The sequence below is a fragment of the Bradyrhizobium sp. STM 3809 genome (assembly GCF_000239795.1).
In the GTDB taxonomy this organism is placed as follows: Bacteria; Pseudomonadota; Alphaproteobacteria; order Rhizobiales; family Xanthobacteraceae; genus Bradyrhizobium.
Map to the genome: position 1 here is coordinate 1 of NZ_CAFJ01000279.1, position 24,407 is coordinate 24,407.

The following is a 24,407-nucleotide window of genomic DNA, read 5'->3' on the forward strand; positions in this document are numbered from 1 at the left end:
GGGGAGGGACTCGAACCCCCGACCCCAGGATTATGATTCCCGTGCTCTAACCAGCTGAGCTACCCCGCCACGGTGTCCGGCCAACAGTCCAGCCGGGGTCGAGCGACCGCAAATGGCTTGGCGAACGGGCGGCATATAAGGAGCCGTTCCCATCGCTGTCAAGCAAAGCTCGCAGCCGTCAGCGGTTTTCGTACCGCGCGATTTCCGCCCGACTGCTCAAGGCGTTGCAGGACTCGGCAGGCGAAAAACGCGGCCATGCCGCCGTCGGCGCGCCCTGCTGCGCGCGCCGCCCTCGATCACTTCGGCTGCACGTTCGGATTGCCGCCGGGGCTTCCGGGCGGCGGGATCACCGGCGTGTTGCCGCCTTCGGGCGTCGGCGCGTGCATCTCGGGATCCACGCCGCTCGGCGGGCACAGCACGCCGTTGGTCTTGGCGAGCTTGTCGCCCAGCGGCTCGCCGGCGCGGCCGGTGGTGATGCCGTCCGGGGTCGGCGTCGCACGCGCATCGGGCGCGCAGGCCGCATTGGCGTTGGGCGCCGGCGCGGTGGTTTGCGGCGGCGTCGCCGGTGTCGGCGGCGCCTGGGCATGGGCCACAGTGGCGGCCGCGGCCAGCAGGAACGAGAGGAACAGTGATTGCCTGATGCTCATGGCGGAGCAACGCAGACGCTGCTTTGGCGTTCCCCGGCCAAAAGTCCCGTTCGGCCGACGGCGCGGCGGTCAGCCCTTGCGGTAGCGGATCAGCGAGAAATGGCCCATCGGCGGCATCGGCCGGCGCTCGGCCAGCGTGACGCCGCCATGCCTGGTGGCCCAGTTCACCAGCCGTGCCCACGGGAACTCCGGCCGCCAGCCGAGCCGGCGCGCGATCGGCGCAAACGCAAGCTCGAAGATGCGCCGCGGCCCGCTCTCGGCGCCGATATGGTTGACCAGGATCAGCTCGCCCCCCGGCTTCAGCACGCGGATGAAATCATCGAGCGTCGCTTCCGGGTCCGGCACTGCGGTGATGACATATTGCGCGACCACCGCGTCGAAGAAATCATCGGGGAAGGCGAGATGCTTCGCGTCCATCACGGCGAGCGTCTCGACGTTGAACAGCTTCAGCTCGCGCACGCGCGCCTGCGCCCGGCGCAGCATCGGCTCGGAGATGTCGACGCCGCAGATCCTGGTGGTGCGCGCATAATCCGACAGCGACAGCCCGGTGCCGACGCCGACATCGAGGATGCGGCCGCCGATGCGGTCGGCCTCGGCGATGGTCGATTGGCGCCCCTGATCGAAGACCTTGCCGAACACCAGATCATAGATCGGCGCCCAGCGTCCGTAGGCCTTTTCGACCCTCGCGCGGTCGATGTCCCCCATGCCCCTGCCCTGAATGATGAGTGCTGATCAGCCGCGGACCGGCTCGGCCACGCGCTGCGGCCGGACGAGGCCGGCGGTCGCGCCGCTCTCGGCGACCGCGCTCTGGATGAAGCCGCCGCCGAGCACACGCGCGCGCCCCGAGGCCGCGTCATAGAACACGCAGGCCTGTCCCGGTGAGACGCCCTCCTCGCCGCCGACGAGCTCGACCTCGTAGGCCCCGTCGGCGCCGCGCAGCCAGGCCGGCTGCGGCGCACGTGTCGAGCGCACGCGCACGAACAGCTCGAGGCCGTCGCGCACGGCGGCGTCCAGTGCGCCGTCGCCGATCCAGTTGACCTCGCGCAAGGTGATGCGGTGCGTGCGCAGCGCCTCGCGCGGGCCGACGACGACGCGGCGCGTCGCGACGTCCAGCTTCACGACATAGAGCGGCGCGCCGGCGGCGATGCCGAGGCCCTTGCGCTGGCCGATCGTGTAGTTGGCGATGCCCTGATGCGCGCCGAGCACGCGGCCATTGAGATCGACGATCTCGCCGGGCTCCATCGCGTTCGGACGCAGCTTGCCGATGATGTCGGTGTAGCGGCCGGTCGGCACGAAGCAGATGTCCTGGCTGTCGTGCTTGTCGGCGACCTCGAGCCCGAAGCGCCGCGCCAGTTCGCGCACCTCCGGCTTGGTCATGTCGCCGAGCGGAAAGCGCAGGTAATCGAGCTGCTCGCGCGTGGTCGCGAACAGGAAGTAGCTCTGGTCGCGATCGGAGTCGGCGGCACAGACGAGCGCGCGCGATCCGTCCGGCAGGCGGCGCGAGGCGACGTAGTGGCCGGTCGCCAGCACCGAGGCGCCGAGCTCGCGCGCGGTCTTCAGGAGGTCGCCGAACTTGATGGCACGGTTGCACTCGATGCACGGCACCGGCGTCTCGCCCGAGGCATAGCTGGCGGCGAAATTGTCGATCACCGACTCGCGGAAGCGGTCCTCGTAGTCGAGCACGTAATGCGGGATGCCGAGCCGCTCGGCGACGTTGCGCGCGTCGTGAATGTCCTGGCCGGCGCAGCAGGCGCCCTTGCGATGGGTGGCGGCGCCATGATCGTAGAGCTGCAGGGTGATGCCGACGACGTCGTAACCCTGCGACTTCAACAGCGCAGCCGTGACCGACGAGTCCACGCCGCCGGACATGGCGACGACGACCCTGGTGTCCTCGGGACGGCCTTCGAGATCGAGACTGTTGAGCATGGTCAGGTCACTGCGATCGCGGCATCAGGCTGCGAGTTCCCGGCACGGGAACGCCGCGCATGCGCCGTCTTTGCGGATGGCTTGCTCCCAGCGATGTCGGGACACGGTCTCCCGGTCGGAAACAACACGAGAAGCATCGGTCTTTCATATAGGCGCACTTCCTGCGAAGCAATCGCGCCGGCCATGGCCTGCAGCGGCAAATCTTGCCGGCCGGGCAGAAATGACGGGGACGCGGCATCCGCGCCCCGCTCCTGGCGATGACTTAATATACTGATATTTCTTATGTTTTTAGCTCCTGCGCCCTTGGCCCGCTCCTTGCTGACCTCCGCATGTCGAGTTTCATCGCGAGAGGTTTCAAGGTGTTCAGCGTCACGTCAGACATCCAGGCCGGCCAGGCTCTCAAGACCCCGGCGCCGAAGCCGTCCCGCCAGGACGCCTCGCAGCTGTCGGGCAGCTTCTCGGCGCTGGTCGATGCCGCGACGCCGCAGCCGGACCCGCCGGCAACATCGCTGCCTGCCAGCCAGCCGGCATCCCGCATAAGCAACGCCGCGCCGACCCGCGACGCCGGCCGTGGCAGCGATGCCGATCGCACCAGCCAGGCCAATTCCCCGGACAAGACGCAGGACAAGGACGACAACGGCCCCTCACGCGCCGACAAGGCCGGATCGGACGCAACGTCCGACACGACCGCCGACAAGACGGCCAAGGGCTCAACCGACAACGCCGATGGCACCGACGCCAAGACCACCGACAAAAAGGACGGCGACAAGGCCACCGCGGACGCGACGACGGCCGCGCAAGCCGCCGGCGCAGATCAGCCCGTCGTGACGACCCCGGTGGCCGTCGCGATTCCCGCGGAGATCTCGCTCGCCAGCCCCGCCGCCGGTCCGGTTGCGACCGGTGACGATGGTGCCTCCGTCGCACCGGCCCCGACCGGCGCCGCCGGCACCGCCGCCGAGGCGCTCAACGGCTCGGTCGATGCCAAGGCCGGCCTGGTGGCCGCGACGGCCAAGGCGGCCGGTGCCGCCAAGACGGCGGGCCAAGCTGATCCCACCACCGCGGGCGCGGACGCCACGGCGACCGCGACGACCGACCCCGTGGCCACGTCCGACCAGACCTTCACGGCGGCGCTCGACGCCACCGCCCAAGGCGGCACCAAGGCGACCGGCAAGGTCGCCGCTCAGGCGAAGCCCGGCTTTGCCGCTGGTGAAACCGGGAAGAGCGCCGATCAGGCCACTGTCCAGACACCGGGCTCCCATCCGCAGACTCCAGAGGCTGGTCCCGCGCAACAGGCCGCCGCCACCAAGCCGGACGGCAACGAGCTCGATCCCGCGAAGAGCAACGCCGCTCCGGCCCCGTCGACGAGGCATGAACCCGGTGCCGCACAAGCCAACGCCCAGAGCAGCGGGCCGGTGACCGATCCGTCGGCGCAGGCCGCGGCCGCCTTGCAGCCGCAGCTCTCGACCCCGACCGCATCGACCAGCCCGGTCACCTCGGCCCACCTCACCGCGACCGCCGCAACCGCGGCGACGGTGCCGCTGCACGGCCTCGCCGTCGAGATCGCGGCCTCCGCGCTCAACGGCAAGAGCCGGTTCGAGATCCGGCTGGATCCCGCCGAGCTCGGCCGCATCGACGTCCGCATCGACGTCGACCGCAACGGCCAGGTGACCTCGCATCTGCGGGTCGAGAAGCCGGAGACCCTGGCGATGCTGCAGCAGACCGCGCCGCAACTGCAGCAGGCGCTGCAGGACGCCGGTCTCAAGAGCAACAACAGCGGGCTGCAATTCTCGCTGCGCGACCAGAACTCGTCCGGCCAGAACGGCGGCGACTACCAGCAGAACGGCAACTCACAGCGCCTGATCGTGACCGAGGACGAAAACGTCCCGGTCCAGCTCGCCGGACGGTCCTACGGACGGATGTTCGGCGCGCAGGGCGGTGTCGATATCAGGGTTTAACAGGAGGCTTCCATGGCCATCGGCGACGCAATCACGGCAAGCCCCGCCGTCTCGGGCACGACCAAGACGACCACCACGACGTCCTCCAGCAGCGGCCTGAGCGGGAGCGCGAGCTCGACCATCGCGGGCAACTTCCAGACCTTCCTGACGCTGCTGACGACGCAGCTGCAGAACCAGAACCCGCTCGATCCGCTGGACACCAACCAGTTCACCCAGCAGCTGGTGCAGTTCGCCGGCGTCGAGCAGCAGCTCAAGACCAACGACCAGCTGGCCTCGCTGCTCACGATGCAGCAGACGACGCAGGCGACCCAGGCCCTCGCCTTCGTCGGCAAGACCGCCGTGGTCAACGGCTCCACCGCTGCCTTGGCCAGCGGCCAGGCGGGCTGGAATCTCAACATTCCGTCCGACTGCACCATGACGGCGACCATCACCAACAGCGTCGGCCAGACCGTGTTCAGCGGCACCTACAATGCCAGCGCCGGCAACAATCAGGCCTACAATTGGAACGGTCAGGGCAGCGACGGCACGCAATGGCCCGACGGGCAATACAAGCTGACGATCGCCGCCAAGGACAGTTCCGGCAATCCGGTGGCCGTGACGACCCAGGTCCAGGGCACGGTGTCCTCGGTCGACCTGACCCAGCAGCCGCCGCTGCTGTCGATCGGCGGCCAGACCTACACCGTCAACCAGATCCAGCGGATCGTTAGCTAGCGGTTAACGCCTCGGCCCGACCTTAAGACGTCGGATACACCTGCGGTTGAGCTTGAACATCCAGCTCGTCCAAAACCGCGACATTCCGGCGTAAGCGCCGGAAACTCTTAACCAATCATTTACCACGATCTCGCTCTCGGGGCTTTCAGCCGCCGGGAGCGTCGGCGTTGGCGCCGAGGGCCCGATTCCCGCCTTTTGCTTAGGCAAATTTTAAGCGAGGCGGCGTAGGGTCTTACCGTGAGTTCAGTGGTTAAGAGTTTGTGAGTACGCCATGACAGAACCCCATCGCCCGAGGGTGAAATACGTCATCGGGCCTGACGGCAGCCCGCTCACCATCGCGGATTTGCCTGCGCCAGGCACCAAGAGGTGGGTCATACGCCGCAAGGCCGAAGTCGTCGCTGCCGTCCGCGGCGGATTGTTGTCCCTCGAAGAAGCGTGCAGCCGCTACACCCTGACCGTCGACGAATTCCTGTCGTGGCAGTTCTCGATCGACCAGCATGGTCTCGCCGGGCTGCGCACCACCCGAATTCAGCAATATCGCCAATAAAGCGTTAACGGCGCGACTGGCTTTTTTCGAAAATCGGCTTGGCCCCGCTAAGCCGATTTTTCGCACGTCGACACTTTGTTAGGACCCTTTAACGATCGTTAACCATATCGAAACCTTCCCATAGGCAAATATTGCCCAGTGGTTCGATTCAACCTCCGCGACCTGTTCCTCCGGGGACGAGAGCAGGGCGAGATCGGATCGCCACCTGGAATGCGGGTGTCGGTGAAGGTTAAGGATTGAATTTCGCGATCTCTGCAACCGGCCGTAAAGGCCCGCGAAGCTCAAATCACCTTTCAGCAGCCACCCGTCGCCGAACTATGGGGCAGTTGCTTGCAAGGTCTCTTGGACTTTCTGAAGGGTTTGGGCGCCGCTCGGCTGACCGCCATGATCGCGGTCACGGCCGCTTTGATCGGCTTCTTCGGCTTCGTCATCATGCGGGTGACCACGCCGCAGATGACCACCCTGTTCACCGACCTGACCATGGACGACTCCGCCGGCATCATCAAGGATCTGGAGCGGCAGGGCATTCCGTTCGAGATGCGCAATGAGGGCAGCGTCATCCTCGTCCCGAAGGACAAGGTGACCCGGCTGCGCATGAAGCTCGCCGAGAGCGGCCTGCCCAAGGGCGGCGGCGTCGGCTACGAGATCTTCGACAAGTCGGACGCGCTGGGCACCACGAGCTTCGTCCAGAACATCAACCATCTCCGGGCGCTGGAGGGCGAGCTCGCCCGCACCATCCGCGCCATCGACCGCGTTCAGGCGGCGCGCGTCCATCTGGTCCTTCCCGAGCGGCCGCTGTTCTCGCGCGAGACGCCGGAGCCGTCGGCCTCGATCGTCGTGCGCGTGCGCGGCTCTCTCGAAGCCAACCAGATCCGCGCCATCCGCCACCTCGTCGCTTCGGCCGTCAACGGCCTGAAGCCGCAGCGGGTGTCGATCGTCGACGAGGCCGGGCAGCTGCTGGCCGACGGCACCCAGACCGACATCGACCAGCAGGTCGGCGACGAGCGGCGCAACGCCTTCGAGAAGCGGATGCGCAAGCAGGTCGAGGACATCGTCTCCTCGGTGGTCGGGTCGGGCCGCGCCCGGGTCCAGCTGTCAGCGGATTTCGACTTCAACCGCATCACCCAGACCTCCGACCGCTACGATCCGGAAGGACGGGTGCTCCGCTCCAGCCAGACCCGCGAAGAGCAGTCGGCGACGTCGGAGAGCAACGGTCAGGTCACGGTCAACAACGAGCTGCCCGGCAACCAGCAGAACCAGTCGCCGCAGCAGCCGAAGGACCAGAGCAAAAAGACCGAAGAGACCAACAATTACGAGATCTCCCGGACCACCAAGACGGAAGTCACCGAGGCCGGACGGGTCAATCGCATCTCGGTCGCGGTGCTGGTCGACGGCGCCTACTCCAAGAACGAGAAGGGCGAGCTGGTCTACAAGGAGCGCAGCAAGGAGGAGCTCGACCGGATCGCCGCCCTCGTCCGCTCCGCCATCGGCTTCGATCAGAAGCGCGGCGACCAGGTCGAGGTTGTCAATCTGAAGTTCGCCGACGCTCCGACCGTGCCGCAGATCAACGAGCCCACCGGCTTCCTCAGCATGCTGAACTTCACCAAGGATGACGTGATGTACGTCATCGAGCTCGCCGTGATGATGCTGCTCGGCATCGTCGTGGTGATCATGGTGGTGCGGCCGCTGGTCAAGAAGATCATCTCGACGGAAGAGATCGCCGCGGCCACCCCCGTTCCGGCGATCACCGACGAAACCGCTCAATCGCAGGCCCACGCCCAGCAGACCGCCGCTTTGATCGACGTCGCCCAGGTCCAAGGTCAGGTCCACGCCCAGTCCGTCCATCGGGTGGGCGAGCTGGCCGACCGCAACCCGGGCGAGGCCGCCGCCATCATCCGCCAGTGGCTCGCCGAGCCGCAGCAGAACTGATCCTCATCGACGTGAACCATCTGAAGTGAAAAGAACGTAGATCGCCATGTCGCTCCCGCAAACGCAGAACGCCAACGCCAACGACATCTCCACCGTCATCGCGACGCTTGCGAGCCGCCAGGCGCAGCGCGAGAAGACCGAGCCGTTGAGCGGGCCGCGACGCGCGGCCGTCATGATGCTCGCGCTCGGCGAGCAGTATGGCGGCAAGATCTGGCAGCAGCTCGACGACGACGAGGTGCGTGAACTGTCGCTGGCGATGTCGACGCTCGGCACGGTCGAGGCCGACGTCGTCGAGGACCTGATGCTCGAATTCGTCTCGCGGATGTCGGCCTCGGGCGCGCTGATGGGCAATTTCGACGCCACCGAGCGGCTGCTGCAGCAATATTTGCCGCCGGAACGCGTCAACGGCATCATGGACGAGATCCGCGGCCCGGCCGGCCGCAACATGTGGGAGAAGCTCTCCAACGTCCAGGAAGAGGTGCTCGCCAACTACCTCAAGAACGAATATCCGCAGACTATCGCGGTGGTGCTGTCCAAGCTGAAGCCGGAGCATGCCGCACGCGTGCTCGCGATCCTGCCCGAGGACATGGCGCTCGACGTCATCGGCCGCATGCTGCGCATGGAAGCGGTGCAGAAGGAGGTCATCGAGCGCGTCGAGCAGACCCTGCGCACCGAGTTCATGTCGAACCTGTCGCAGACCCGCCGCCGCGACGCCCATGAGGTCATGGCCGAGATCTTCAACAATTTCGACCGCCAGACCGAGACCCGCTTCATCACCTCGCTGGAAGAAGAGAACCGCGAATCCGCCGAGCGCATCAAGGCGCTGATGTTCACCTTCGACGACCTGATCAAGCTCGACTCCGCCTCGGCCCAGACGCTGCTGCGCAACGTCGACAAGGACAAGCTCGGCGTGGCGTTGAAGAGCGCCAACGAGGAAGTCCGCAACTTCTTCTTCGGCAACATGTCCTCCCGCGCCGCCAAGATGCTGCAGGACGACATGGCCGCGATGGGACCGGTGCGCCTGCGCGACGTCGACGAGGCGCAGGCCCTGCTCGTCAATCTCGCCAAGGACCTCGCCGCCAAGGGCGAGATCATGCTCAGCAAGAACCGCGCCGACGACGAACTGGTGTATTGATGGCTCAGCCCGCGAAGTTCCTGTTCGATACCGACTTTGCCGCGCCGGAGAAGACGCGCGAGCGCGGCGCCTCGGCCGCCGAGATCGCACAGAAGGTCGCAGCCGCCGAAGTCGCCGCCTACCGCAACGGCTACGAGGCCGCGCAGCGCGAAGCCAAGGTCGAAGCCGACCGTCGCGTCGCCGCGGCGCTCGAGCAGATCAACATCCAGCTGCAGGGCATCTCCGCACGCTTCTCGAACATCGAGCAGCGGATGGAGACGGAGGCCGTGGATGTCGCGGTCGCGGTCGCCCGCAAGCTCTGCGCCGCGCTGATCGAGGCCGAGCCGCTCGGCGAGATCACCGGCCTGGTGCACGACTGCTTCGCGCATCTGGTGGCCACGCCGCACCTCGTGCTGCGCATCAACGATACGCTCTACGAGCTCGCCCGCGAGAAGATCGAGAGACTCGCCAAGCAGAGCGGCTTCGAGGGACGCCTGGTGATCCTGGCCGAGCCGGAGATCGCGACGGGCGATTGCCGCATCGAATGGGCCGACGGCGGCGTGGTGCTGGAGCGTGCCGCGATCGACGCCAAGATCAACGAACTGGTCGGACGCTACATGGCGTCCAAGAAGAGCTAGGCCGCTGCGGTGGCCAAGGGAGTTAAGTCATGAGCGACAACGAGATCCCGCTGCCCGACCTCAATTCCGCGGACGCGCCGCCGATCTCCGGTGACACCGGCTATACCGAGGAGGAGCACGCCGCGCGCATCGCCGCAGATCTCGAAGCGGTGTTCGACGTGCCGGTGCAGGTCTCGGCCGTGCTCGGCCGTTCGAAGATGGATGTCGGCGAGCTGCTCAAGCTCGGGCCGGGCACGGTGCTCGAGCTCGACCGCAAGGTCGGCGAGGCCATCGACATCTACGTCAACAACCGCCTCGTGGCGCGCGGCGAGGTGGTGCTGGTGGAAGACAAGCTCGGCGTGACGATGACGGAAATCATCAAGTCCGACCGCAACTGACAGACATGATCCCCGCGCGCTGATCGGAAGCGGCGCGACCGTATAGGAGACGAACATGCGGCTTCTCATCGTCGGAACGCTGAAGGGCCAGCTGACGGCGGCCACCAAGATCGCCATGGAGAATGGCGCCACCGTCACCCACGCCGAGGACAACGAACAGGCGATGCGGGTGTTGCGCGGCGGCAAGGGCGCCGACCTCCTGCTGGTCGACGTCGCGCTCGACATCCGCGACCTGGTGATGCGGCTCGACGCCGAGCACATCCACGTGCCGATCGTCGCCTGCGGCATCACCAGCGACGCCCGCGCCGCAGTCGCCGCCATCCACGCCGGCGCCAAGGAATACATTCCGCTGCCGCCGGATCCGGAGCTGATCGCCGCGGTGCTCGCGGCCGTCGCCAACGACAGCCGCGACCTGGTGTATCGCGATGACGCGATGGCCAAGGTGATCAAGCTCGCCCAGCAGATCGCGGGCTCCGACGCCTCGGTCATGATCACCGGCGAGTCCGGCACCGGCAAGGAGGTGCTGGCGCGCTATGTCCACACCCGCTCGGCCCGCGCCAAGCGTCCGTTCATCTCGATCAACTGCGCCGCGATCCCCGAGCATCTCCTGGAGTCCGAGCTGTTCGGCCACGAGAAGGGCGCGTTCACCGGCGCGGTCGCCCGCCGCATCGGCAAGTTCGAGGAGGCCAATGGCGGCACGCTGCTGCTGGACGAAATCTCCGAGATGGACGTGCGGCTGCAGTCGAAGCTGCTGCGCGCCATCCAGGAGCGCGTGATCGACCGAGTCGGCGGCACCCGCCCCGTCCCCGTCGACATCCGCATCATCGCGACCTCGAATCGCAATCTCGCGGATGCCGTGCGCGAAGGCACGTTCCGCGAAGACCTGCTGTTCCGGCTGAACGTCGTCAACCTCAAGATCCCCCCCTTACGCGAACGCCCGGCCGACATCCTCGAGCTGGCGCAGCATTTCGCGCGCAAATATTCCGAGGCCAATGCGGTGCCGCTGCGGCCGATCTCGGCCGAGGCCAAGCGCATCCTCACCACCAACCGCTGGCCGGGCAACGTGCGCGAGCTGGAGAACACGATGCATCGCGCTGTGCTGATGGCGCAGGGTGACGAGATCGGGCCGGATGCGATCCTGACCCCCGATGGCGCCCGCCTCGATATCGGCAAGGCGCAGCCGGCCGTCGCCCATGCTACGATGGCCGCCGAGCAGGTCACCCGCGCCCTGGTCGGCCGCACCGTCGCGGACGTCGAGCGCGACCTGATCCTGGAGACCTTGAAGCACTGCCTGGGCAACCGGACACATGCGGCCAACATTCTGGGCATCTCGATCCGCACGTTGCGCAACAAGCTCAACGAATATGCCGACGGCGGCGTGCCGATCCCGCCGCCCGGCGCCGGCGACACGCCGCGCATGCCGAGCGCGGTGTAGACTGGCCCGTATTTTTCGCCTCGTTCTCGGCGGCGCGCTCATCGCGAGCGCGCCGCTTCTCATTGTGGAGGCCCACGCTGCGAGCCGCGGCGTGCTGGCCGGCTGCTGGGAGCAGACCTCCCACGCGCCGCTGGTGAAGCCGTCATCCGGCGAGGAATGGGGAGCGCGCAGCTGGTGCTTCGCGCAGCGGGGCAGACTGATCACGCGCACGCTCGCGTGCGGCAGCGGCGGATGCGACGGCTGGGACAACGAGCGGCGCTATCGCTGGCGGCCCCCTCACCTCTCGCTGTCCGACGTCGCGATCTCCGCCGACGGCGAGAGACAGACGCGGGTCTGGCGCCGCTGCAGGGTTGTGTTCCTGACAGCCGACTGGATGCAGTTGCAGGACTGCGCGCAGTCGACCGATCCGTGGGTGCGTGAGTCGTTGCGGCCCAGGCGTTAGCGCAGCGTGTCGCGTTACGAATAGCTGGGCGCCTGCGGATTGCGGAAGATGTGGATCGGGTCGCCCGGCGTGAACGTACGCTGGGTGAAGGCCGCATAGGCATAGAGCGCGAGGTAGAGGATCGCGACCGTGCCGATCGCGTAGAGCGCCCAGGTTCCGATCCGTTTCATGATTTCCGCTGCTGCAGGCCGACGATGGCTTTTACGGCCTCTGTCGGCTGGGCGCCAGCGCGGCCCCCCGGCTAGGGCGTCAACCGCGGATCGGGCACGCTGAGCGCGGCCAGCCGGCCAAGATCGTCGTCGCGATCGACAGCGACATAGCTGCCATGCCAATACGCCAGGGCAGCGGATTGCTGCGCGACCGCAACGTGGACCACCTTGCCGATCACGATGGCATGGGAATGCCGCTCGATGATCTCCTCGACTTCGCAATCCAGCGTGGCGAGCGCCCCCACCAGCAGCGGCACGCCGGTGACCTGCTTGCGCCACTCGGCGCCGACGAAACGCTCGGCACCGCGCAGGCCGCCCTTACCCGCGAACCGTTCGGCCACGCCGATCTGGTCCGCCGCCAGCAGATTGGCCCCGAACACGCGCTCGCGCTGCAGGATTGGCCAGGACGAGGCGTTGCGGTTGAGGCTGACGATGATCGACGGCGGATCGACCGCCAGCGATGACAGCGAGCTCACCGTCATGCCGGTGATCTCGTCGCCCCGTCCGACGGTGATGACGCTGACGCCGCCGACCAGCTGGCGCATCGCAGAGCGGAAATCCGGCTGGAGCGCCGTGGCATCAGGCATGTGGCGGACGATGGAGTTCATTGCGTTGATCTTTCCTACCCCGTCGTGCCCGGTCCAAGCAACTGGCCCAGGATCGAGCCTTCCAGCGCCGCGAGCTCGGCGGAGCCGCGCTGGCGCGGGCGCGGCAGATCGACCGTGATGTCCTCGGCCATCCGGCCATCTTCGATCACCAGGACCCGATCAGCAAGGGCGACGGCTTCGGCCACGTCATGGGTGACCAGGATTGCGGTAAACGTTTGGTCCGCCCAGACGCGCTCCAGCAGCCGCTGCATGGCGATCCGGGTCAGCGCGTCGAGCGCGCCGAGCGGCTCGTCGAAGGCCAGCAGGCGCGGCCCGCTGACCAGGGCGCGCGCCAGCGCCACGCGCTGCTTCTGGCCGCCCGACAGCACCGCCGGCCACTGGTCGCGCTTCTCGGCGAGGCCGACCTCCTCGAGCGCCTGCCGGGCGCGCTCATGCGCGCCCGCCGCCTTGCGGTCGCGGCCGAGCCCGACCTCGACATTCGCCAGCACCCGCGCCCACGGCAAGAGCCGCGGCTCCTGGAACATCACGCGGACGTCCTCCGCGCGCGCGGCGGTGTCGCCGAAGCTGATCGTGCCGGAGGTGGGCTTGTCCAGGCCGGCGATCAGCCGCAGCAGCGTGCTTTTGCCGCAGCCGCTCTGGCCGACGATGGCGACGAACTGGCCGGCCGGGATCTCCAGATCGATACCGCGCAGCACCTCGTTGTCGCCGAACGCCTTGCGGAGATCGCGGATCACCAGCGGCAGGCCGCGCGTCTCGGATTTGGCCGGGGTCACGCTGGACTTCCTGTGAGGTCGGAAGGTCTCAGCATGCCCGATCACCTCGGGCGCGTCGATCGCCTCAGTGCTGGACACGGGAAGGCGGAGCACTTGCTGCATTTACGTAACCTCAATGCTTGCTGAAGGCCGGATGCCAGGACAGCGTCAGCCGCTCCAAGAGCCGCGACGCGCTGTCGGCGACCTTGCCCAGCAGGGCGTAGATCAGGATGGAGAGCACGACGACGTCGATCTGCATGAACTCGCGCGCCTGCATCGCCATGTAGCCGAGGCCCGAGGACGCCGCGATCGTCTCGGCGACAATCAGGGTGAGCCACATGATGCCGAGCGCGAAGCGCAGGCCGACGAAGATCGACGGCAGCGCGCCGGGGAAGATCACGCGGCGAAACAACTCGCCGTCCGTCATGCCGTAGACGCGGCCCATTTCAATGAGTTGCGGGTCGACGGTGCGAATCCCGTGCAGCGTGTTGAGATAGACCGGGAAGAACACGCCGAGCGCGACGAGGAACAGCTTGGCGCTCTCGTCGATGCCGAACCACAGGATGACCAGCGGGATCAGCGCCAGATGCGGCACGTTGCGGATCATCTGCAGCGTCGTGTCGGTGAGCTTGGACGACAGTTGCGACAGTCCGTTGGCGAGGCCGAAGGCGAAGCCGATGCCGCCACCGATCAGGAAGCCGATCGAGGCGCGCCAGAAGCTGACCCAGATGTTGCGGCCGAGTTCGCCGGACCACAGCAGCTTCCAGCCGGCGCGCGCGACGTCGCTCGGCGCCGGCAGCACGCGCGGCGAGACGAGGCCGGCGACCGAGGCCGCCTGCCAGATCAGGATGATTCCGAGCGGCACCAGCCAGGGCAGCAAGCCATCCGCCCTGGGGACGGTCAGCTTGCGGACCTTGGGAAGGCTTTCGATCAGGCTCATGACTGTGACGCCCGCTGCAGGGGACGATGCTCATTGGCGATGGTCTCGCCGAACGGCCCCGTATTCGCGCGGAGCTTCGTCACATTGCCGCCCTGCTCCACCGCGTTCAGCCCGAGCTTCGGGAACACCAGTTCGGCGAAGCGATAGGCCTCCTCGAGATGCGGATAGCCCGACAGTATGAAGGTATCGATGCCGATGTCCTGATACTCGCGGATGCGCGCCGCCACCGTGTCGGGATCGCCGACCAGCGCGGTGCCCGCGCCGCCGCGGACCAGGCCCACGCCGGCCCACAGATTCGGGCTGATCTCGAGCTTGTCGCGCCGGCCGCCATGCAGCTGCGACATGCGCTGCTGGCCGACCGAGTCCATCCGCGCGAAGATCTTCTGCGCCGAGGCGATGGTCTCGTCGGTGACGTGCTTGATGAGATCGTCGGCCGCCGCCCACGCTTCCTCATTGGTCTCACGCACGATGACGTGGAGGCGGATGCCGAACGACAGCTTGCGGCCGCGACTGTCGGCGGCCGCCTTGACCTTGGCGATCTTGGCGGCGACGTCGGCCGGCGGCTCGCCCCAGGTGAGATACTTCTCGACCGTGTCGACGGCGACGTCGATGCCGGCGTCGGACGAGCCGCCGAAGAACAGCGGCGGCCGCGGCGACTGCACCGGCGGGAACAGCAGGCGGCCGTCCTCGACCTTGATGTGCTTGCCGGAGAAGTTGACCGCCTCGCCCTCGAGCAGCGCATTGTAGACGGTGAGGAACTCGCGGGTGACCTCGTAGCGCTCCTCATGCGACAGGAAGATGCCGTCGCCCTTGTTCTCGACCGGATCGCCGCCGGTGACGACGTTGACGAGCAGCCGCCCGTTGCTGACGCGGTCGAGCGTCGCGGTCATGCGCGCGGCCACGCTCGGCGACTGCAGCCCGGGGCGCACCGCCACGAGATAGCGCAGCTTCTCGGTGAACGGCGCCACCGCCGAGGCCACGATCCACGAATCCTCGCAGCTGCGCCCCGTTGGGATCAGCACGCCGTAATAGCCGAGCTGGTCGGCGGCCTGCGCGATCTGGCGCAGATAGTTGAAATTGACCTCGCGGCCGCCTTGCGAGGTGCCGAGATAGCGGCCGTCGCCATGGGTCGGCAGGAACCAGAGGACGTTGGGCTTCGACGCGTTGCTCATAGTAATCTCTCTCGAACTGATGTCATCGAATTCAGGTCAGGTGGACGGCGTCCACTTCCAGACGATGTCGGCGACGTTGACCGGCTTTGGAATGAGCCCGACGCGGGCGAAGCGATCGGCGACCGCCTGCTGGCTCTTGATGATCTCGTCGTCGATCGGCACCACGCTGTAGACCGAGCGGTCGACGAAGCGCTTGACGGCTTCGATATCGACGCCGGTGGCCTCGGCCTGCGCCTTGGCGACCTCCTCGTGATGGGCGTTGGCCCATACGCCTTCGGCGGCAAAGGCCGCGTTCAGCCTGGCGACGATGGCCGGGTACTTTTCGACGAAATCGCTGCCGACGATGTAGAAGGAGTTCGGCTTGTGGACGTCCTTGTCGAACACGATCGCGCGCGCGTTCTCCTTGATCTCGGCGAGCGCGAGATAGGGATCCCAGATCGACCAGGCGTCGACCGATCCCTTCACGAAAGCGGCGGTCGCGTCGGCGGGCGCGAGCGGCGCCGGCGTGATGTCGCTCCAGGCGAGGCCGGCTTTCTCGAGCGCCGCGACCAGAAGATTGTGCGCGCTCGAGCCCTTGCCGAACGCGATGCGCTTGCCCTTGAGATCAGCCAGCGTCTTGATTGGCGAGTCCTTCGGCACGATGATCGCCTGCGTGCTGCCGTTCTGCTTGACGGCCGCGGCATAGCGGATCTTGGCGCTGGCGGCCTGGGCGAAGATCGGCGGTGCGTCGCCGACATAGCCGAAATCGACGCTGCCGACATTGATGGCCTCGAGCAGCGGCGGACCGAACTGGAAGTCGACCCAGACCACGCTGATGCCGTCGGCCTTGAACGCATTCTCGATCGTGCCGCGGGCCCGCACGGCCGGGAAGAAGCCGCCCTTCTGGGTGCCGATGCGGATCTCCTTCGGCTTGCCCTCGGCATGCAGCGGCGCCGCGCAGCTGATCACCGCGGCCGATGCCAGGGACAGTTTCAGAAAATCACGACGCTTCATTGCCCTCTCCGATCACGACTGCGCATCCACGTTGATGCAATGCGAGAGGCAATGATGGTGAGGGCCGGCGGGCGTGTCGAGCACCCCGGAAAAATAGCGATGCCGGTCCTATGCGGCCGCGCAGGCGCGGGATGTTTGTTTCGAGCCGAGGACGGAAAGCAGCGATAAATTTTCACCCCGCTGCGACGCAATTACGCATCTTCACAGCCCATCAACCATGGATCAGGGACGGCGTGACGCGAATCCGGCAAAGCGCTTCGGCGGGAGGGTGCCGATTCCGGCCTTGATCCACGTCAACGCCGGTTCCGCGCAGCTCTTTTAATGTAACATCAGGCGCGGCCCGGATGCCGCACACTCTCCCCCCGCACACATAGCAGAGAATTCTCTCATGTCGCTCGTTGGCAGCGATGCGAACGCGCGTGCGCGTCGCAGACGCATAGAAATTTTTGCCTTCCTCTTCCTCACCGCCGTGATCATGCCCGCGCTCGCCGTCGCCACCGTCGGCTCCTACGGGCTGACGGTGTGGGTCTACCAGATGATGGCCGGTCCTCCCGGCCCGCCCGCCGCGCACTGACCGGAAGGACGCTTCCCATGCTCTCCCCTCGCACTTCCTTCGACCGGCGCGCGCTGATCACCGGCCGCGTGCTGACCGCTGAGCCCGTGGTCGCGCCGCCCGCCGGCGAGATTGCCAGCATCATCGTGCAGACCCGTCCCGATCAGCTCGATCGCGTCGCCGCCGACATCGCAGCGCTGGACGGCTGCGAGATCCACGCGCGCGACGACAGAGGCAAGCTGATCGTCGTCGTCGATGCGCCGGATGCGGGCGCGCTCGGCGCCACCATGAACCGCATCGGGCTGCTGCCGCAGGTGCATTCCGCCTGCCTCGTCTTTCACGCCATCGACGCCGGCTAATCAACCGAGACCATCATGACCGAACCGAAGCTCGACCGCCGCCAGATGCTGAAGCTGGAAGCCGCCGCCATCGCGGCTGCAGCCGCCGGCATGCCCACCGTTGCACGCGCGGCAAACCTCGTCACCGAGCGCGAGGCCACCGAATTGAAATGGGACAAGGCCGCGTGCCGCTTCTGCGGCACCGGCTGCAGCGTGATGGTCGCGACCAAGGACAATCGCGTCGTCGCCACCCATGGCGACATCAAGGCCGAGGTCAATCGCGGCCTCAACTGCGTCAAGGGCTACTTCCTGTCCAAGATCATGTATGGCCACGACCGCCTGACGCATCCGATGCTGCGCAAGACGGGCGGCCAATACGACAAGAACGGCGAGTTCACGCCTGTCAGCTGGGACGAAGCCTTCGACATCATGGCGCTGAAGTTCAAGGACGCGCTGAAGAAGCGCGGCCCCTCCGGCGTCGGCATGTTCGGCTCGGGTCAGTGGACGATCTGGGAAGGCTATGCAGCCTCCAAGCTGTTCAAGGCCGGCTTCCGCACCAACAACATCGATCCCAACGCGCGGCACTGCATGGCGTCGGCCGTCGCCGGCATGATGCGTACTTTCGGCATCGACGAGCCCGCCGGCTGCTACGACGACATCGAGGCCACCGACGCGTTCGTGCTGTGGGGCTCCAACATGGCGGAGATGCATCCGATCCTGTGGACCCGCGTGACCGACCGACGGCTCTCGGCGCCGCATGTCAAGGTCGCCGTGCTCTCGACCTTCGAGCACCGCTCGTTCGACCTCGCCGATGTCGGCATGGTGTTCAAGCCGCAGACCGACCTCTACATCCTCAACGCCATCGCCAACCACATCATCACGACAGGCCGCGTCAACAAGGACTTCGTGTCGGCGCACACCGTGTTCAAGAAGGGCCAGACCGACATCGGCTACGGCCTGCGGCCCGAGCATCCGCTGCAGAAGAAGGCGACCGGCGCGGCCAAGGCCAACGACGCCACCGACATCTCATTCGACGAGTATGCGAAGTTCGTGTCCGACTACACGCTGGAGAAGGCCGCCGAGATGTCCGGCGTGCCGTTGAACCGGCTGCAGGCGCTGGCCGAGCTCTATGCCGATCCCAAGACCAAGGTGGTCTCGTTCTGGACCATGGGCTTCAACCAGCACACCCGCGGCGTCTGGTGCAACAACCTCGTCTACAACATCCACCTGCTGACGGGGAAGATCGCCGAGGCCGGCAACAGCCCGTTCTCGCTGACCGGCCAGCCCTCGGCCTGCGGCACCGCGCGCGAGGTCGGCACCTTCTCGCACCGCCTGCCGGCCGACATGGTCGTCACCAACAAGGAACACCGCACCAAGGCGGAGCACATCTGGCAGCTGCCGGAAGGCACCATTCCCGACAAGCCCGGCTATCACGCGGTGCTGCAGAGCCGGATGCTGAAGGACGGCCTGCTCAACGCCTATTGGGTGCAGGTCAACAACAATCTCCAGGCCGGCCCGAACGCCAACGAGGAGACCTATCCGGGCTTCCGCAACCCCGACAATTTCATCGTCGTCTCCGACGCCTATCCGTCGGTCACCGCGCTCGCCGCCGACCTCATCCTGCCGACCGCGATGTGGGTCGAGAAGGAGGGCGCCTATGGCAATGCCGAGCGCCGCACCCAGTTCTGGCATCAGCTCGTCGCGGCGCCCGGCGAGGCGCGCTCGGACCTGTGGCAGCTGATGGAGTTCTCCAAGCGCTTCAAGATCGAGGAGGTCTGGCCCGAGGAGCTGATCGCCAAGAAGCCGGAGTTACGCGGCAAGACGCTGTTCGACGTGCTCTACAGGAACGGCCAGGTCGACAAATTCCCGCTCGACGAGATCGAGCCGGGCTACGCCAACGACGAATCCAAGGCGTTCGGCTTCTACGTCCACAAGGGCCTGTTCGAGGAATACGCTTCGTTCGGCCGCGGCCATGGCCACGACCTCGCGCCGTTCGAGAGCTACCATAAGGAGCGCGGCCTGCGCTGGCCGGTCGTCGACGGCAAGGAGACGCGCTGGCGTTTCCGCGAGGGCTCGGATCCTTACGTGAAGCCCGGCACCGGCGTGCAGTTCTACGGCTTCCCGGACGGCAAGGCCCGCATCTTCGCGCTGCCCTACGAGCCGCCGGCGGAATCGCCCGACAAGGATTATCCGTTCTGGCTGTCGACCGGCCGCGTCGTCGAGCACTGGCATTCCGGCACGATGACCCGCCGCGTGCCCGAGCTCTACAAGGCGTTTCCCGAAGCCGTCTGCTTCATGCATCCGGACGACGCGCAGGAAGCGAATCTGCGCCGCGGCGATGAAGTCAAAGTCGCCTCGCGGCGCGGCTTCATCCGCGCCCGCGTGGAAACGCGGGGCCGGGACAAGCCGCCGCGCGGCCTCGTCTTCGTGCCGTGGTTCGACGAGTCCAAGCTGATCAACAAGGTGACGCTCGACGCCACCGATCCGATCTCGCTGCAAACCGACTACAAGAAATGCGCCGTGCGCATCGAGCGGGTGTGACCGACATGATCAAGAAACTCGCGATGATGCTGCTCGCGGCCAGCCTGGCGGCCGGCTCGAGCGCCCTGCTCGCCCAGAGCGTCTCGTCCTCGCTGCGCGGGCCAACGCCGCTCAATGACGAAGGCCCGGCGCCGCCGATGCAGCCGACCAAGAACACCGCCGAGAAGGAGGTGCGCAACTATCCGGAACAGCCGCCGGTGATCCCGCATTCGATCGACGGCTACCAGGTCGACATCCAGGGCAACAAATGCCTGTCCTGCCACGCCCGCGCGCGCACCGCCGAATCCAAGGCGCCGATGCTGTCGATCACCCATTTCATGGACCGCGACGGCCAGTTCCTCGCCTCGGTGTCGCCGCGCCGCTACTTCTGCACCCAGTGCCACGTGCCGCAGAGCACAGCCACGCCGCCCGTCAGCAACGACTTTGTCGACATCGACACCGTGCTGTCGCACGACAAGCCCGGTGCCAAGCGATGAGCAGCGCCGACATCCCGCAGGGGACGGGAACGCCGGCCCCCGAGAAACGCCTCGGCCTCATCCGACGCGCCTGGCACTTCGTGCTCGATTTGATCGACGTGCTGCTCAAGCCGAGCTCGATCTTCGGGCTCGGCGTGCTGGTGCTCGCCGGCTTCGTCGCCGGCGTGATCTTCTGGGGCGGCTTCAACACCGCGCTCGAGCTCACCAACACCGAGAAGTTCTGCACCGGCTGTCACGAGATGAAGGATAACGTGTTCGCCGAGCTGAAGACGACCGTGCATTTCTCCAACCGCTCCGGCGTCCGCGCCTCCTGCCCGGACTGCCACGTGCCGCACAACTGGACCGACAAGATCGCGCGCAAGATGCAGGCATCGAAGGAGGTCTGGGGCCATCTGTTCGGCTCGATCGACACCCGCGAGAAGTTCGTCGACAGAAGGCTGGAGCTGGCGCTGCACGAATGGGCGCGCTTCAAGGCGAATGATTCGCTGGAGTGCCGCAACTGCCACAGCGCGCAATCGATGGACATCACCAAGCAATCGCCCCGCGCGGTGGAAGCGCACCAACGCTTCCTCTTCACCGGCGAAAAGACCTGCATCGACTGCCACAAGGGCATCGCGCATCATTTGCCGGACATGAGGGGTGTGCCGGGCTGGCAGTAGGTCTGTTTCGAAAGAGACGAGAGCCGTCGCTCCGAGCACACTGCGCTCCCCTCCCCCTTGCGGGGAGGGGCGGCCCTCCCCNGCCCTCCCCCACAAGGGGGGGGAGGGGAGCGCAGCACTTAATGCGCGACTACATGCCGACTCTGAACAACTTCGTAGGGTGGGCAAAGCGCAGCGTGCCCACCATTGCTTCCAAACGATGATCGCGGTGGGCACGGCGCGTCGCGCCTCACCCTACGCACTAAGCACCTCGCAGGCCGCACGCTCATGTCCCTCTTCCTGCATTATCTCAGCATGCCGTATCTGATCCAGGGCATCGAGCTGACCCTGCAGGTCACCGCGCTCGGCCTGATCGGCGGACTCGTTCTCGGTCTCGTCCTCGCGGCGATGCAGCTCAGCCGGTTCTGGTTCTTGGCAGCGATCGCGCGCGGCTACACCGTGATCTTTCGCGGCACGCCGCTGATCCTGCAGATGGTGTTCGCCTACGATGCGCTGCCGCATATCGGCATCAAGCTGCCGGCGGTGCTGGCCGCAGGCCTTGCGCTCGCCTGCAACGAGGCGCCCTTCATCGCCGAGATGCTGCGCTCCGGGGTGCTCGGTGTCGATCGCGGCCAGCTGCTGGCCGGCCAGGCGCTCGGCATGACGCCGGGTGTCTTGATGCGCCGGATCATCGCGCCGCAGGCGATCCGCACCATGATCCCCGCTTTCGGCAACGAGGCGGTCAGTGCACTGAAGAACTCCTCGCTCGCCTCCGTGATCGCCGTGCAGGAGCTGACCCTGCGCTCGACGCAGCTCGCGTCCTCCACGTTCGACTTCTTCTCGATCTTCTTCGCCTCCGGCCTGCTCTATCTCGGCCTGACCGGCGCCATCAGCGTCATCCAGCTCGCGCTGGAATGGCTACTCGATCTTGATCGCACGGCGAAGCAGCGCAAGCTCGCCGACTACCTGCCGTGGCGCCGCGTTGATCTCGCGACCAAGCTGGAGCTGGCGGAGAAGACTGCTCCGGCCGTCGAGGCCGTGCCGCCCGAGCCCGCCGAACTGAAGGAGACGCCGCCCCTGGCGCTGTCGATCGAAGACCGCGCCCGGCGCGCCGCGACGATCGCCCGCAACAACGTCGCGGTCGAAGTCAAGGAGCTGCGCAAGGCCTATGACGGCAACACCGTGCTCGACGGGCTCGATCTGACCGTGCGCATCGGCGAGGTGATCGCACTGCTCGGTCCCTCCGGCTCCGGCAAGAGCACGCTGCTCCGCTGCATCAATCATCTGGAGAACTGGGATGCCGGCGAGATCCGCGTCGGCGGCCGCAAGCTCGGCTTCGACGACAAGGGCCGCAAGCTGTCGCCGCGCGCGATCGCCAACGAGCGCGCCAATGTCGGCGTCGGCATGGTGTTCCAGCAGTTCAACCTGTTCGGGCATCTGACAGCGAAGGAGAACGTCGCCGGTCCTCTGCGCTGGGTGCACGGCATGGGGCGCTTCGAGGCCGAACGCCGCGCCATGGAACTGCTCGAGCGGGTCGGACTGTCGCATCGCGCCGATGCGCTGCCGCGACATCTCTCCGGCGGCCAGCAGCAGCGGGTCGCGATCGCCCGCGCGCTGGCGCCGAATCCGAGCGTGCTGCTGCTGGACGAGCCGACGTCGGCGCTCGATCCCGAGCTGGTCAACGAGGTGCTCGAGGTGATCCGCCGGCTGGCGATCGACGACGGTCTCACCATGATCATCTCGACGCATCAGATCCGCTTCGCCGACGAGGTCGCCGACCGCGTCGCCTTCCTCAATGGCGGCGTCATCCTCGAACAGGGACCGGCGCACGAGGTGCTGACCAACCCGCGCCATCCCGTGACCGCGCGCTTCCTCTCGGTCATGGATGCCGAACGCGCGAAGGACGCCGTAGCATGAGCGTGTGGTTCGCAGCGAGCCCGCGGCCATCCTTCGAGACGCCCGCCTATGGCGGGCTCCTCAGGATGAGGTCTGTGGGTGGGTCGAGGCTCTCCGACCTGATGCGGCTCTCGCCCCTCATGGTGAGGAGGCGCGCAGCGCCGTCTCGAACCATGAGGCCCGTCTGCAAACTACGACGTAACTATCTCGATCTCTGAGCAAAGAGGCCCTCGCATGAAGCACCATCTGCTGCCGGTGTCCAACAAAACCGTCCATTGGGGCTATTTCTCCAAGGTGGTGACCCCTGCGCTCACCTTACGCTCCGGCGATCGCGCCACGATCGAGACGCTGACGCACCACGCCAATGACGATTATGAGCGCATGATCAAGGACGATCCCGGCGCCGAAAGCGTGTTCAAGTGGACGAAGGAACACAAGGCCGTGGCGCGGCGCGGCTCGGGGCCGATCGAGGGGCCGTTCATCCGCGGCTCAGGCGAAGGCATCGGCGTGCATCTGTTGACCGGCCCGGTCGCGATCGAAGGGGCAGAACCCGGCGACGTGCTGGAGGTGCGCATCCTCGACATCCGGCCGCGGCCGAGCCAATGCGGCTGCCACGCCGGCAAATGCTTCGGCTCCAACGCCGCCGCCAATTGGGGCTTCCACTATCACGATCTGATCGAGGAGCCGAAGCCGCGCGAGGTCGTCACCATCTTCGAGCTCGACACGTCAGGCGAGCCGTTCGCCAAGGCCGTCTACAACTACGTCTGGACGCCGCAGACCGATCCGGACGGCATCGTGCATCCGACCATCGACTATCCCGGGGTGCCGGTCGACCACACCACGATCAAGAAGCGCGAGAACATCCTGCCCGGAATCAAGGTGCCGGCGCGGCTGCATTTCGGCACCATGGGGCTGGCGCCGTCCGAGGCGGACTACGTGTCCTCGATTCCGCCGAGCTACACCGGCGGCAACATCGACGACTGGCGCATCGGCAAGGGCGCGCGGATGTATTATCCGGTCGCCGTGCCCGGCGCCTATTTCTCGGTCGGTGATCCCCATGCCGCGCAGGGCGACAGCGAGCTCGGCGGCACCGCGATCGAAACCTCGCTGACCGGCGATTTCGAGTTCATCCTGCACAAGAAGAGCGATCTCGGCGGCACCCAGCTCGATGGCCTGACGCATCCTCTGCTCGAGACCAGCGAGGCCTGGTCGGTCTACGGCTTCACCTATCCGAACTACCTCGCCGAGCTCGGCGCCAACGCCCAGACCGAGATCGCCAACCATTCCAGCCTCGACCGCGCCATGCGCGACGCCTTCCGCAAGCTCCGCCGCTTCCTGATGACAGTGCATCACTTGAGCGAGGACGAGGCGATCTCGCTGATGTCCGTCGGCGCGGACTTTGGTGTCACGCAGGTGGTGGATGCGAATTGGGGCGTGCATGGCACGATCCGGAAGAACGTGTTCCGGTGCGAGTGAGCGCGTGGGGCACGCTCTCGCCAAGCGCAAGGTGCGCCCTCTCCCGCTCGCGGGCAGGGCTATCGCATATGACCACTCCGAGTGTGTCGCGAAG

25 protein-coding genes are annotated in these 24,407 nt (G+C 66.7%); 16 read left to right on the forward strand and 9 right to left on the reverse strand.

Annotation, left to right across the window (positions count from 1 at the left end):
• Positions 1–296 precede the first annotated feature (296 nt).
• The 3 genes from BRAS3809_RS15800 to mnmA all read right to left on the reverse strand — a co-directional run bounded on the left by BRAS3809_RS15800 (position 297) and on the right by mnmA (position 2,573).
• Entirely contained in the window at positions 297–647 is a 351-nt protein-coding gene (locus BRAS3809_RS15800; RefSeq protein WP_008963114.1) for a hypothetical protein, read from the reverse strand.
• Positions 648–716: 69 nt separating this feature from the next.
• Positions 717–1,352, reverse strand: coding sequence for a class I SAM-dependent methyltransferase (locus tag BRAS3809_RS15805; protein ID WP_008963115.1), 636 nt, complete (start codon positions 1,350–1,352; stop codon positions 717–719).
• A 27-nt stretch (positions 1,353–1,379) separates the two neighbouring features.
• Positions 1,380–2,573 carry a tRNA 2-thiouridine(34) synthase MnmA gene (gene mnmA / locus BRAS3809_RS15810; protein WP_008963116.1) on the reverse strand — a complete coding sequence of 398 codons (1,194 nt, stop codon included), beginning with the start codon at positions 2,571–2,573 and terminating at the stop codon, positions 1,380–1,382.
• A gap of 359 nt (positions 2,574–2,932) precedes the next feature.
• Here mnmA and BRAS3809_RS15815 point away from each other — a divergent pair, with 359 nt between their 5' ends.
• From BRAS3809_RS15815 to BRAS3809_RS15855, 9 genes are all read left to right on the forward strand, one after another.
• Positions 2,933–4,528, forward strand: coding sequence for a flagellar hook-length control protein FliK (locus BRAS3809_RS15815; protein ID WP_008963117.1), 1,596 nt, complete (start codon positions 2,933–2,935; stop codon positions 4,526–4,528).
• 12 nt (positions 4,529–4,540) lie between these two features.
• The gene (locus tag BRAS3809_RS15820; protein WP_008963118.1) at positions 4,541–5,239 is read left to right on the forward strand and encodes a flagellar hook assembly protein FlgD; all 699 of its coding nucleotides are present in this window, start codon (positions 4,541–4,543) and stop codon (positions 5,237–5,239) included.
• A 271-nt stretch (positions 5,240–5,510) separates the two neighbouring features.
• Entirely contained in the window at positions 5,511–5,786 is a 276-nt protein-coding gene (gene sciP / locus BRAS3809_RS15825) for a CtrA inhibitor SciP (RefSeq protein WP_002714638.1), read from the forward strand.
• A gap of 330 nt (positions 5,787–6,116) precedes the next feature.
• Positions 6,117–7,715 carry a flagellar basal-body MS-ring/collar protein FliF gene (gene fliF / locus BRAS3809_RS15830; RefSeq protein WP_008963120.1) on the forward strand — a complete coding sequence of 533 codons (1,599 nt, stop codon included), beginning with the start codon at positions 6,117–6,119 and terminating at the stop codon, positions 7,713–7,715.
• Positions 7,716–7,761: 46 nt separating this feature from the next.
• Positions 7,762–8,850: a flagellar motor switch protein FliG gene (gene fliG, locus BRAS3809_RS15835; protein WP_008963121.1), complete on the forward strand. Its 1,089-nt coding sequence runs from the start codon at positions 7,762–7,764 to the stop codon at positions 8,848–8,850.
• Entirely contained in the window at positions 8,850–9,467 is a 618-nt protein-coding gene (locus BRAS3809_RS15840) for a FliH/SctL family protein (protein WP_008963122.1), read from the forward strand. Before fliG ends, BRAS3809_RS15840 begins: the two co-directional genes overlap by 1 nt.
• Before the next feature lie 29 nt (positions 9,468–9,496).
• Complete coding sequence (fliN, locus tag BRAS3809_RS15845; protein ID WP_008963123.1) at positions 9,497–9,844, forward strand: flagellar motor switch protein FliN; 348 nt, start codon at positions 9,497–9,499, stop codon at positions 9,842–9,844.
• 55 nt (positions 9,845–9,899) lie between these two features.
• Positions 9,900–11,279: a sigma-54-dependent transcriptional regulator FlbD gene (gene flbD / locus BRAS3809_RS15850; RefSeq protein WP_008963124.1), complete on the forward strand. Its 1,380-nt coding sequence runs from the start codon at positions 9,900–9,902 to the stop codon at positions 11,277–11,279.
• Positions 11,280–11,370: 91 nt separating this feature from the next.
• Positions 11,371–11,721 carry a hypothetical protein gene (locus BRAS3809_RS15855; protein ID WP_170323296.1) on the forward strand — a complete coding sequence of 117 codons (351 nt, stop codon included), beginning with the start codon at positions 11,371–11,373 and terminating at the stop codon, positions 11,719–11,721.
• Positions 11,722–11,735: 14 nt separating this feature from the next.
• Here BRAS3809_RS15855 and BRAS3809_RS36640 read toward each other — a convergent pair whose 3' ends face one another.
• The 6 genes from BRAS3809_RS36640 to BRAS3809_RS15885 form a co-directional block, all read right to left on the reverse strand.
• Positions 11,736–11,891, reverse strand: coding sequence for a hypothetical protein (locus BRAS3809_RS36640; protein WP_008963126.1), 156 nt, complete (start codon positions 11,889–11,891; stop codon positions 11,736–11,738).
• Between the two features lie 71 nt (positions 11,892–11,962).
• Positions 11,963–12,538: a flavin reductase family protein gene (locus tag BRAS3809_RS15865; RefSeq protein ID WP_008963127.1), complete on the reverse strand. Its 576-nt coding sequence runs from the start codon at positions 12,536–12,538 to the stop codon at positions 11,963–11,965.
• A gap of 14 nt (positions 12,539–12,552) precedes the next feature.
• Positions 12,553–13,413, reverse strand: coding sequence for an ATP-binding cassette domain-containing protein (locus BRAS3809_RS15870; RefSeq protein ID WP_008963128.1), 861 nt, complete (start codon positions 13,411–13,413; stop codon positions 12,553–12,555).
• A gap of 10 nt (positions 13,414–13,423) precedes the next feature.
• Positions 13,424–14,230 (reverse strand): aliphatic sulfonate ABC transporter permease SsuC, encoded by an 807-nt coding sequence (gene ssuC, locus BRAS3809_RS15875; protein WP_008963129.1) that lies wholly within the window; start codon positions 14,228–14,230, stop codon positions 13,424–13,426.
• The gene (ssuD, locus tag BRAS3809_RS15880; protein ID WP_008963130.1) at positions 14,227–15,402 is read right to left on the reverse strand and encodes an FMNH2-dependent alkanesulfonate monooxygenase; all 1,176 of its coding nucleotides are present in this window, start codon (positions 15,400–15,402) and stop codon (positions 14,227–14,229) included. The genes ssuC and ssuD overlap by 4 nt, the downstream gene beginning before the upstream one ends.
• A gap of 36 nt (positions 15,403–15,438) precedes the next feature.
• Positions 15,439–16,395: an aliphatic sulfonate ABC transporter substrate-binding protein gene (locus BRAS3809_RS15885; RefSeq protein ID WP_008963131.1), complete on the reverse strand. Its 957-nt coding sequence runs from the start codon at positions 16,393–16,395 to the stop codon at positions 15,439–15,441.
• A 388-nt stretch (positions 16,396–16,783) separates the two neighbouring features.
• On the opposite strand from BRAS3809_RS15885, the gene napE reads away from it, so the two are divergent.
• From napE to BRAS3809_RS15920, 7 genes are all read left to right on the forward strand, one after another.
• A complete protein-coding gene (napE, locus tag BRAS3809_RS15890; protein ID WP_008963132.1) occupies positions 16,784–16,969 on the forward strand; it encodes a periplasmic nitrate reductase, NapE protein in 186 nt (61 codons plus the stop codon).
• Positions 16,970–16,986: 17 nt separating this feature from the next.
• Positions 16,987–17,307 (forward strand): chaperone NapD, encoded by a 321-nt coding sequence (locus tag BRAS3809_RS15895; protein WP_008963133.1) that lies wholly within the window; start codon positions 16,987–16,989, stop codon positions 17,305–17,307.
• Positions 17,308–17,322: 15 nt separating this feature from the next.
• Positions 17,323–19,827, forward strand: a complete 2,505-nt coding sequence (napA, locus tag BRAS3809_RS15900) for a nitrate reductase catalytic subunit NapA (protein ID WP_008963134.1) — start codon at positions 17,323–17,325, stop codon at positions 19,825–19,827.
• Between the two features lie 5 nt (positions 19,828–19,832).
• Positions 19,833–20,303 (forward strand): nitrate reductase cytochrome c-type subunit, encoded by a 471-nt coding sequence (locus BRAS3809_RS15905; RefSeq protein ID WP_035656422.1) that lies wholly within the window; start codon positions 19,833–19,835, stop codon positions 20,301–20,303.
• Positions 20,300–20,962, forward strand: a complete 663-nt coding sequence (locus BRAS3809_RS15910) for a NapC/NirT family cytochrome c (protein WP_008963136.1) — start codon at positions 20,300–20,302, stop codon at positions 20,960–20,962. The genes BRAS3809_RS15905 and BRAS3809_RS15910 overlap by 4 nt, the downstream gene beginning before the upstream one ends.
• A gap of 267 nt (positions 20,963–21,229) precedes the next feature.
• The gene (locus BRAS3809_RS15915) at positions 21,230–22,858 is read left to right on the forward strand and encodes an amino acid ABC transporter permease/ATP-binding protein (protein WP_008963137.1); all 1,629 of its coding nucleotides are present in this window, start codon (positions 21,230–21,232) and stop codon (positions 22,856–22,858) included.
• Positions 22,859–23,071: 213 nt separating this feature from the next.
• Complete coding sequence (locus tag BRAS3809_RS15920; protein WP_008963138.1) at positions 23,072–24,313, forward strand: acetamidase/formamidase family protein; 1,242 nt, start codon at positions 23,072–23,074, stop codon at positions 24,311–24,313.
• Positions 24,314–24,407 lie beyond the last annotated feature (94 nt).

Excerpts from the sequence above, each read along its gene's own strand:
- BRAS3809_RS15800 (WP_008963114.1), bottom strand. The coding sequence starts at position 647 with ATGAGCATCAGGCAATCACTGTTCCTCTCGTTCCTGCTGGCCGCGGCC.
- BRAS3809_RS15805 (WP_008963115.1), bottom strand. The coding sequence starts at position 1,352 with ATGGGGGACATCGACCGCGCGAGGGTCGAAAAGGCCTACGGACGCTGG.
- mnmA (WP_008963116.1), bottom strand. The coding sequence starts at position 2,573 with ATGCTCAACAGTCTCGATCTCGAAGGCCGTCCCGAGGACACCAGGGTC.
- BRAS3809_RS15820 (WP_008963118.1), top strand. The coding sequence starts at position 4,541 with ATGGCCATCGGCGACGCAATCACGGCAAGCCCCGCCGTCTCGGGCACG.
- sciP (WP_002714638.1), top strand. The coding sequence starts at position 5,511 with ATGACAGAACCCCATCGCCCGAGGGTGAAATACGTCATCGGGCCTGAC.
- fliG (WP_008963121.1), top strand. The coding sequence starts at position 7,762 with ATGTCGCTCCCGCAAACGCAGAACGCCAACGCCAACGACATCTCCACC.
- BRAS3809_RS15840 (WP_008963122.1), top strand. The coding sequence starts at position 8,850 with ATGGCTCAGCCCGCGAAGTTCCTGTTCGATACCGACTTTGCCGCGCCG.
- fliN (WP_008963123.1), top strand. The coding sequence starts at position 9,497 with ATGAGCGACAACGAGATCCCGCTGCCCGACCTCAATTCCGCGGACGCG.
- flbD (WP_008963124.1), top strand. The coding sequence starts at position 9,900 with ATGCGGCTTCTCATCGTCGGAACGCTGAAGGGCCAGCTGACGGCGGCC.
- BRAS3809_RS36640 (WP_008963126.1), bottom strand. The coding sequence starts at position 11,891 with ATGAAACGGATCGGAACCTGGGCGCTCTACGCGATCGGCACGGTCGCG.
- BRAS3809_RS15865 (WP_008963127.1), bottom strand. The coding sequence starts at position 12,538 with ATGAACTCCATCGTCCGCCACATGCCTGATGCCACGGCGCTCCAGCCG.
- BRAS3809_RS15870 (WP_008963128.1), bottom strand. The coding sequence starts at position 13,413 with ATGCAGCAAGTGCTCCGCCTTCCCGTGTCCAGCACTGAGGCGATCGAC.
- ssuC (WP_008963129.1), bottom strand. The coding sequence starts at position 14,230 with ATGAGCCTGATCGAAAGCCTTCCCAAGGTCCGCAAGCTGACCGTCCCC.
- ssuD (WP_008963130.1), bottom strand. The coding sequence starts at position 15,402 with ATGAGCAACGCGTCGAAGCCCAACGTCCTCTGGTTCCTGCCGACCCAT.
- BRAS3809_RS15885 (WP_008963131.1), bottom strand. The coding sequence starts at position 16,395 with ATGAAGCGTCGTGATTTTCTGAAACTGTCCCTGGCATCGGCCGCGGTG.
- napE (WP_008963132.1), top strand. The coding sequence starts at position 16,784 with ATGTCGCTCGTTGGCAGCGATGCGAACGCGCGTGCGCGTCGCAGACGC.
- BRAS3809_RS15895 (WP_008963133.1), top strand. The coding sequence starts at position 16,987 with ATGCTCTCCCCTCGCACTTCCTTCGACCGGCGCGCGCTGATCACCGGC.
- napA (WP_008963134.1), top strand. The coding sequence starts at position 17,323 with ATGACCGAACCGAAGCTCGACCGCCGCCAGATGCTGAAGCTGGAAGCC.
- BRAS3809_RS15905 (WP_035656422.1), top strand. The coding sequence starts at position 19,833 with ATGATCAAGAAACTCGCGATGATGCTGCTCGCGGCCAGCCTGGCGGCC.
- BRAS3809_RS15910 (WP_008963136.1), top strand. The coding sequence starts at position 20,300 with ATGAGCAGCGCCGACATCCCGCAGGGGACGGGAACGCCGGCCCCCGAG.
- BRAS3809_RS15915 (WP_008963137.1), top strand. The coding sequence starts at position 21,230 with ATGTCCCTCTTCCTGCATTATCTCAGCATGCCGTATCTGATCCAGGGC.
- BRAS3809_RS15920 (WP_008963138.1), top strand. The coding sequence starts at position 23,072 with ATGAAGCACCATCTGCTGCCGGTGTCCAACAAAACCGTCCATTGGGGC.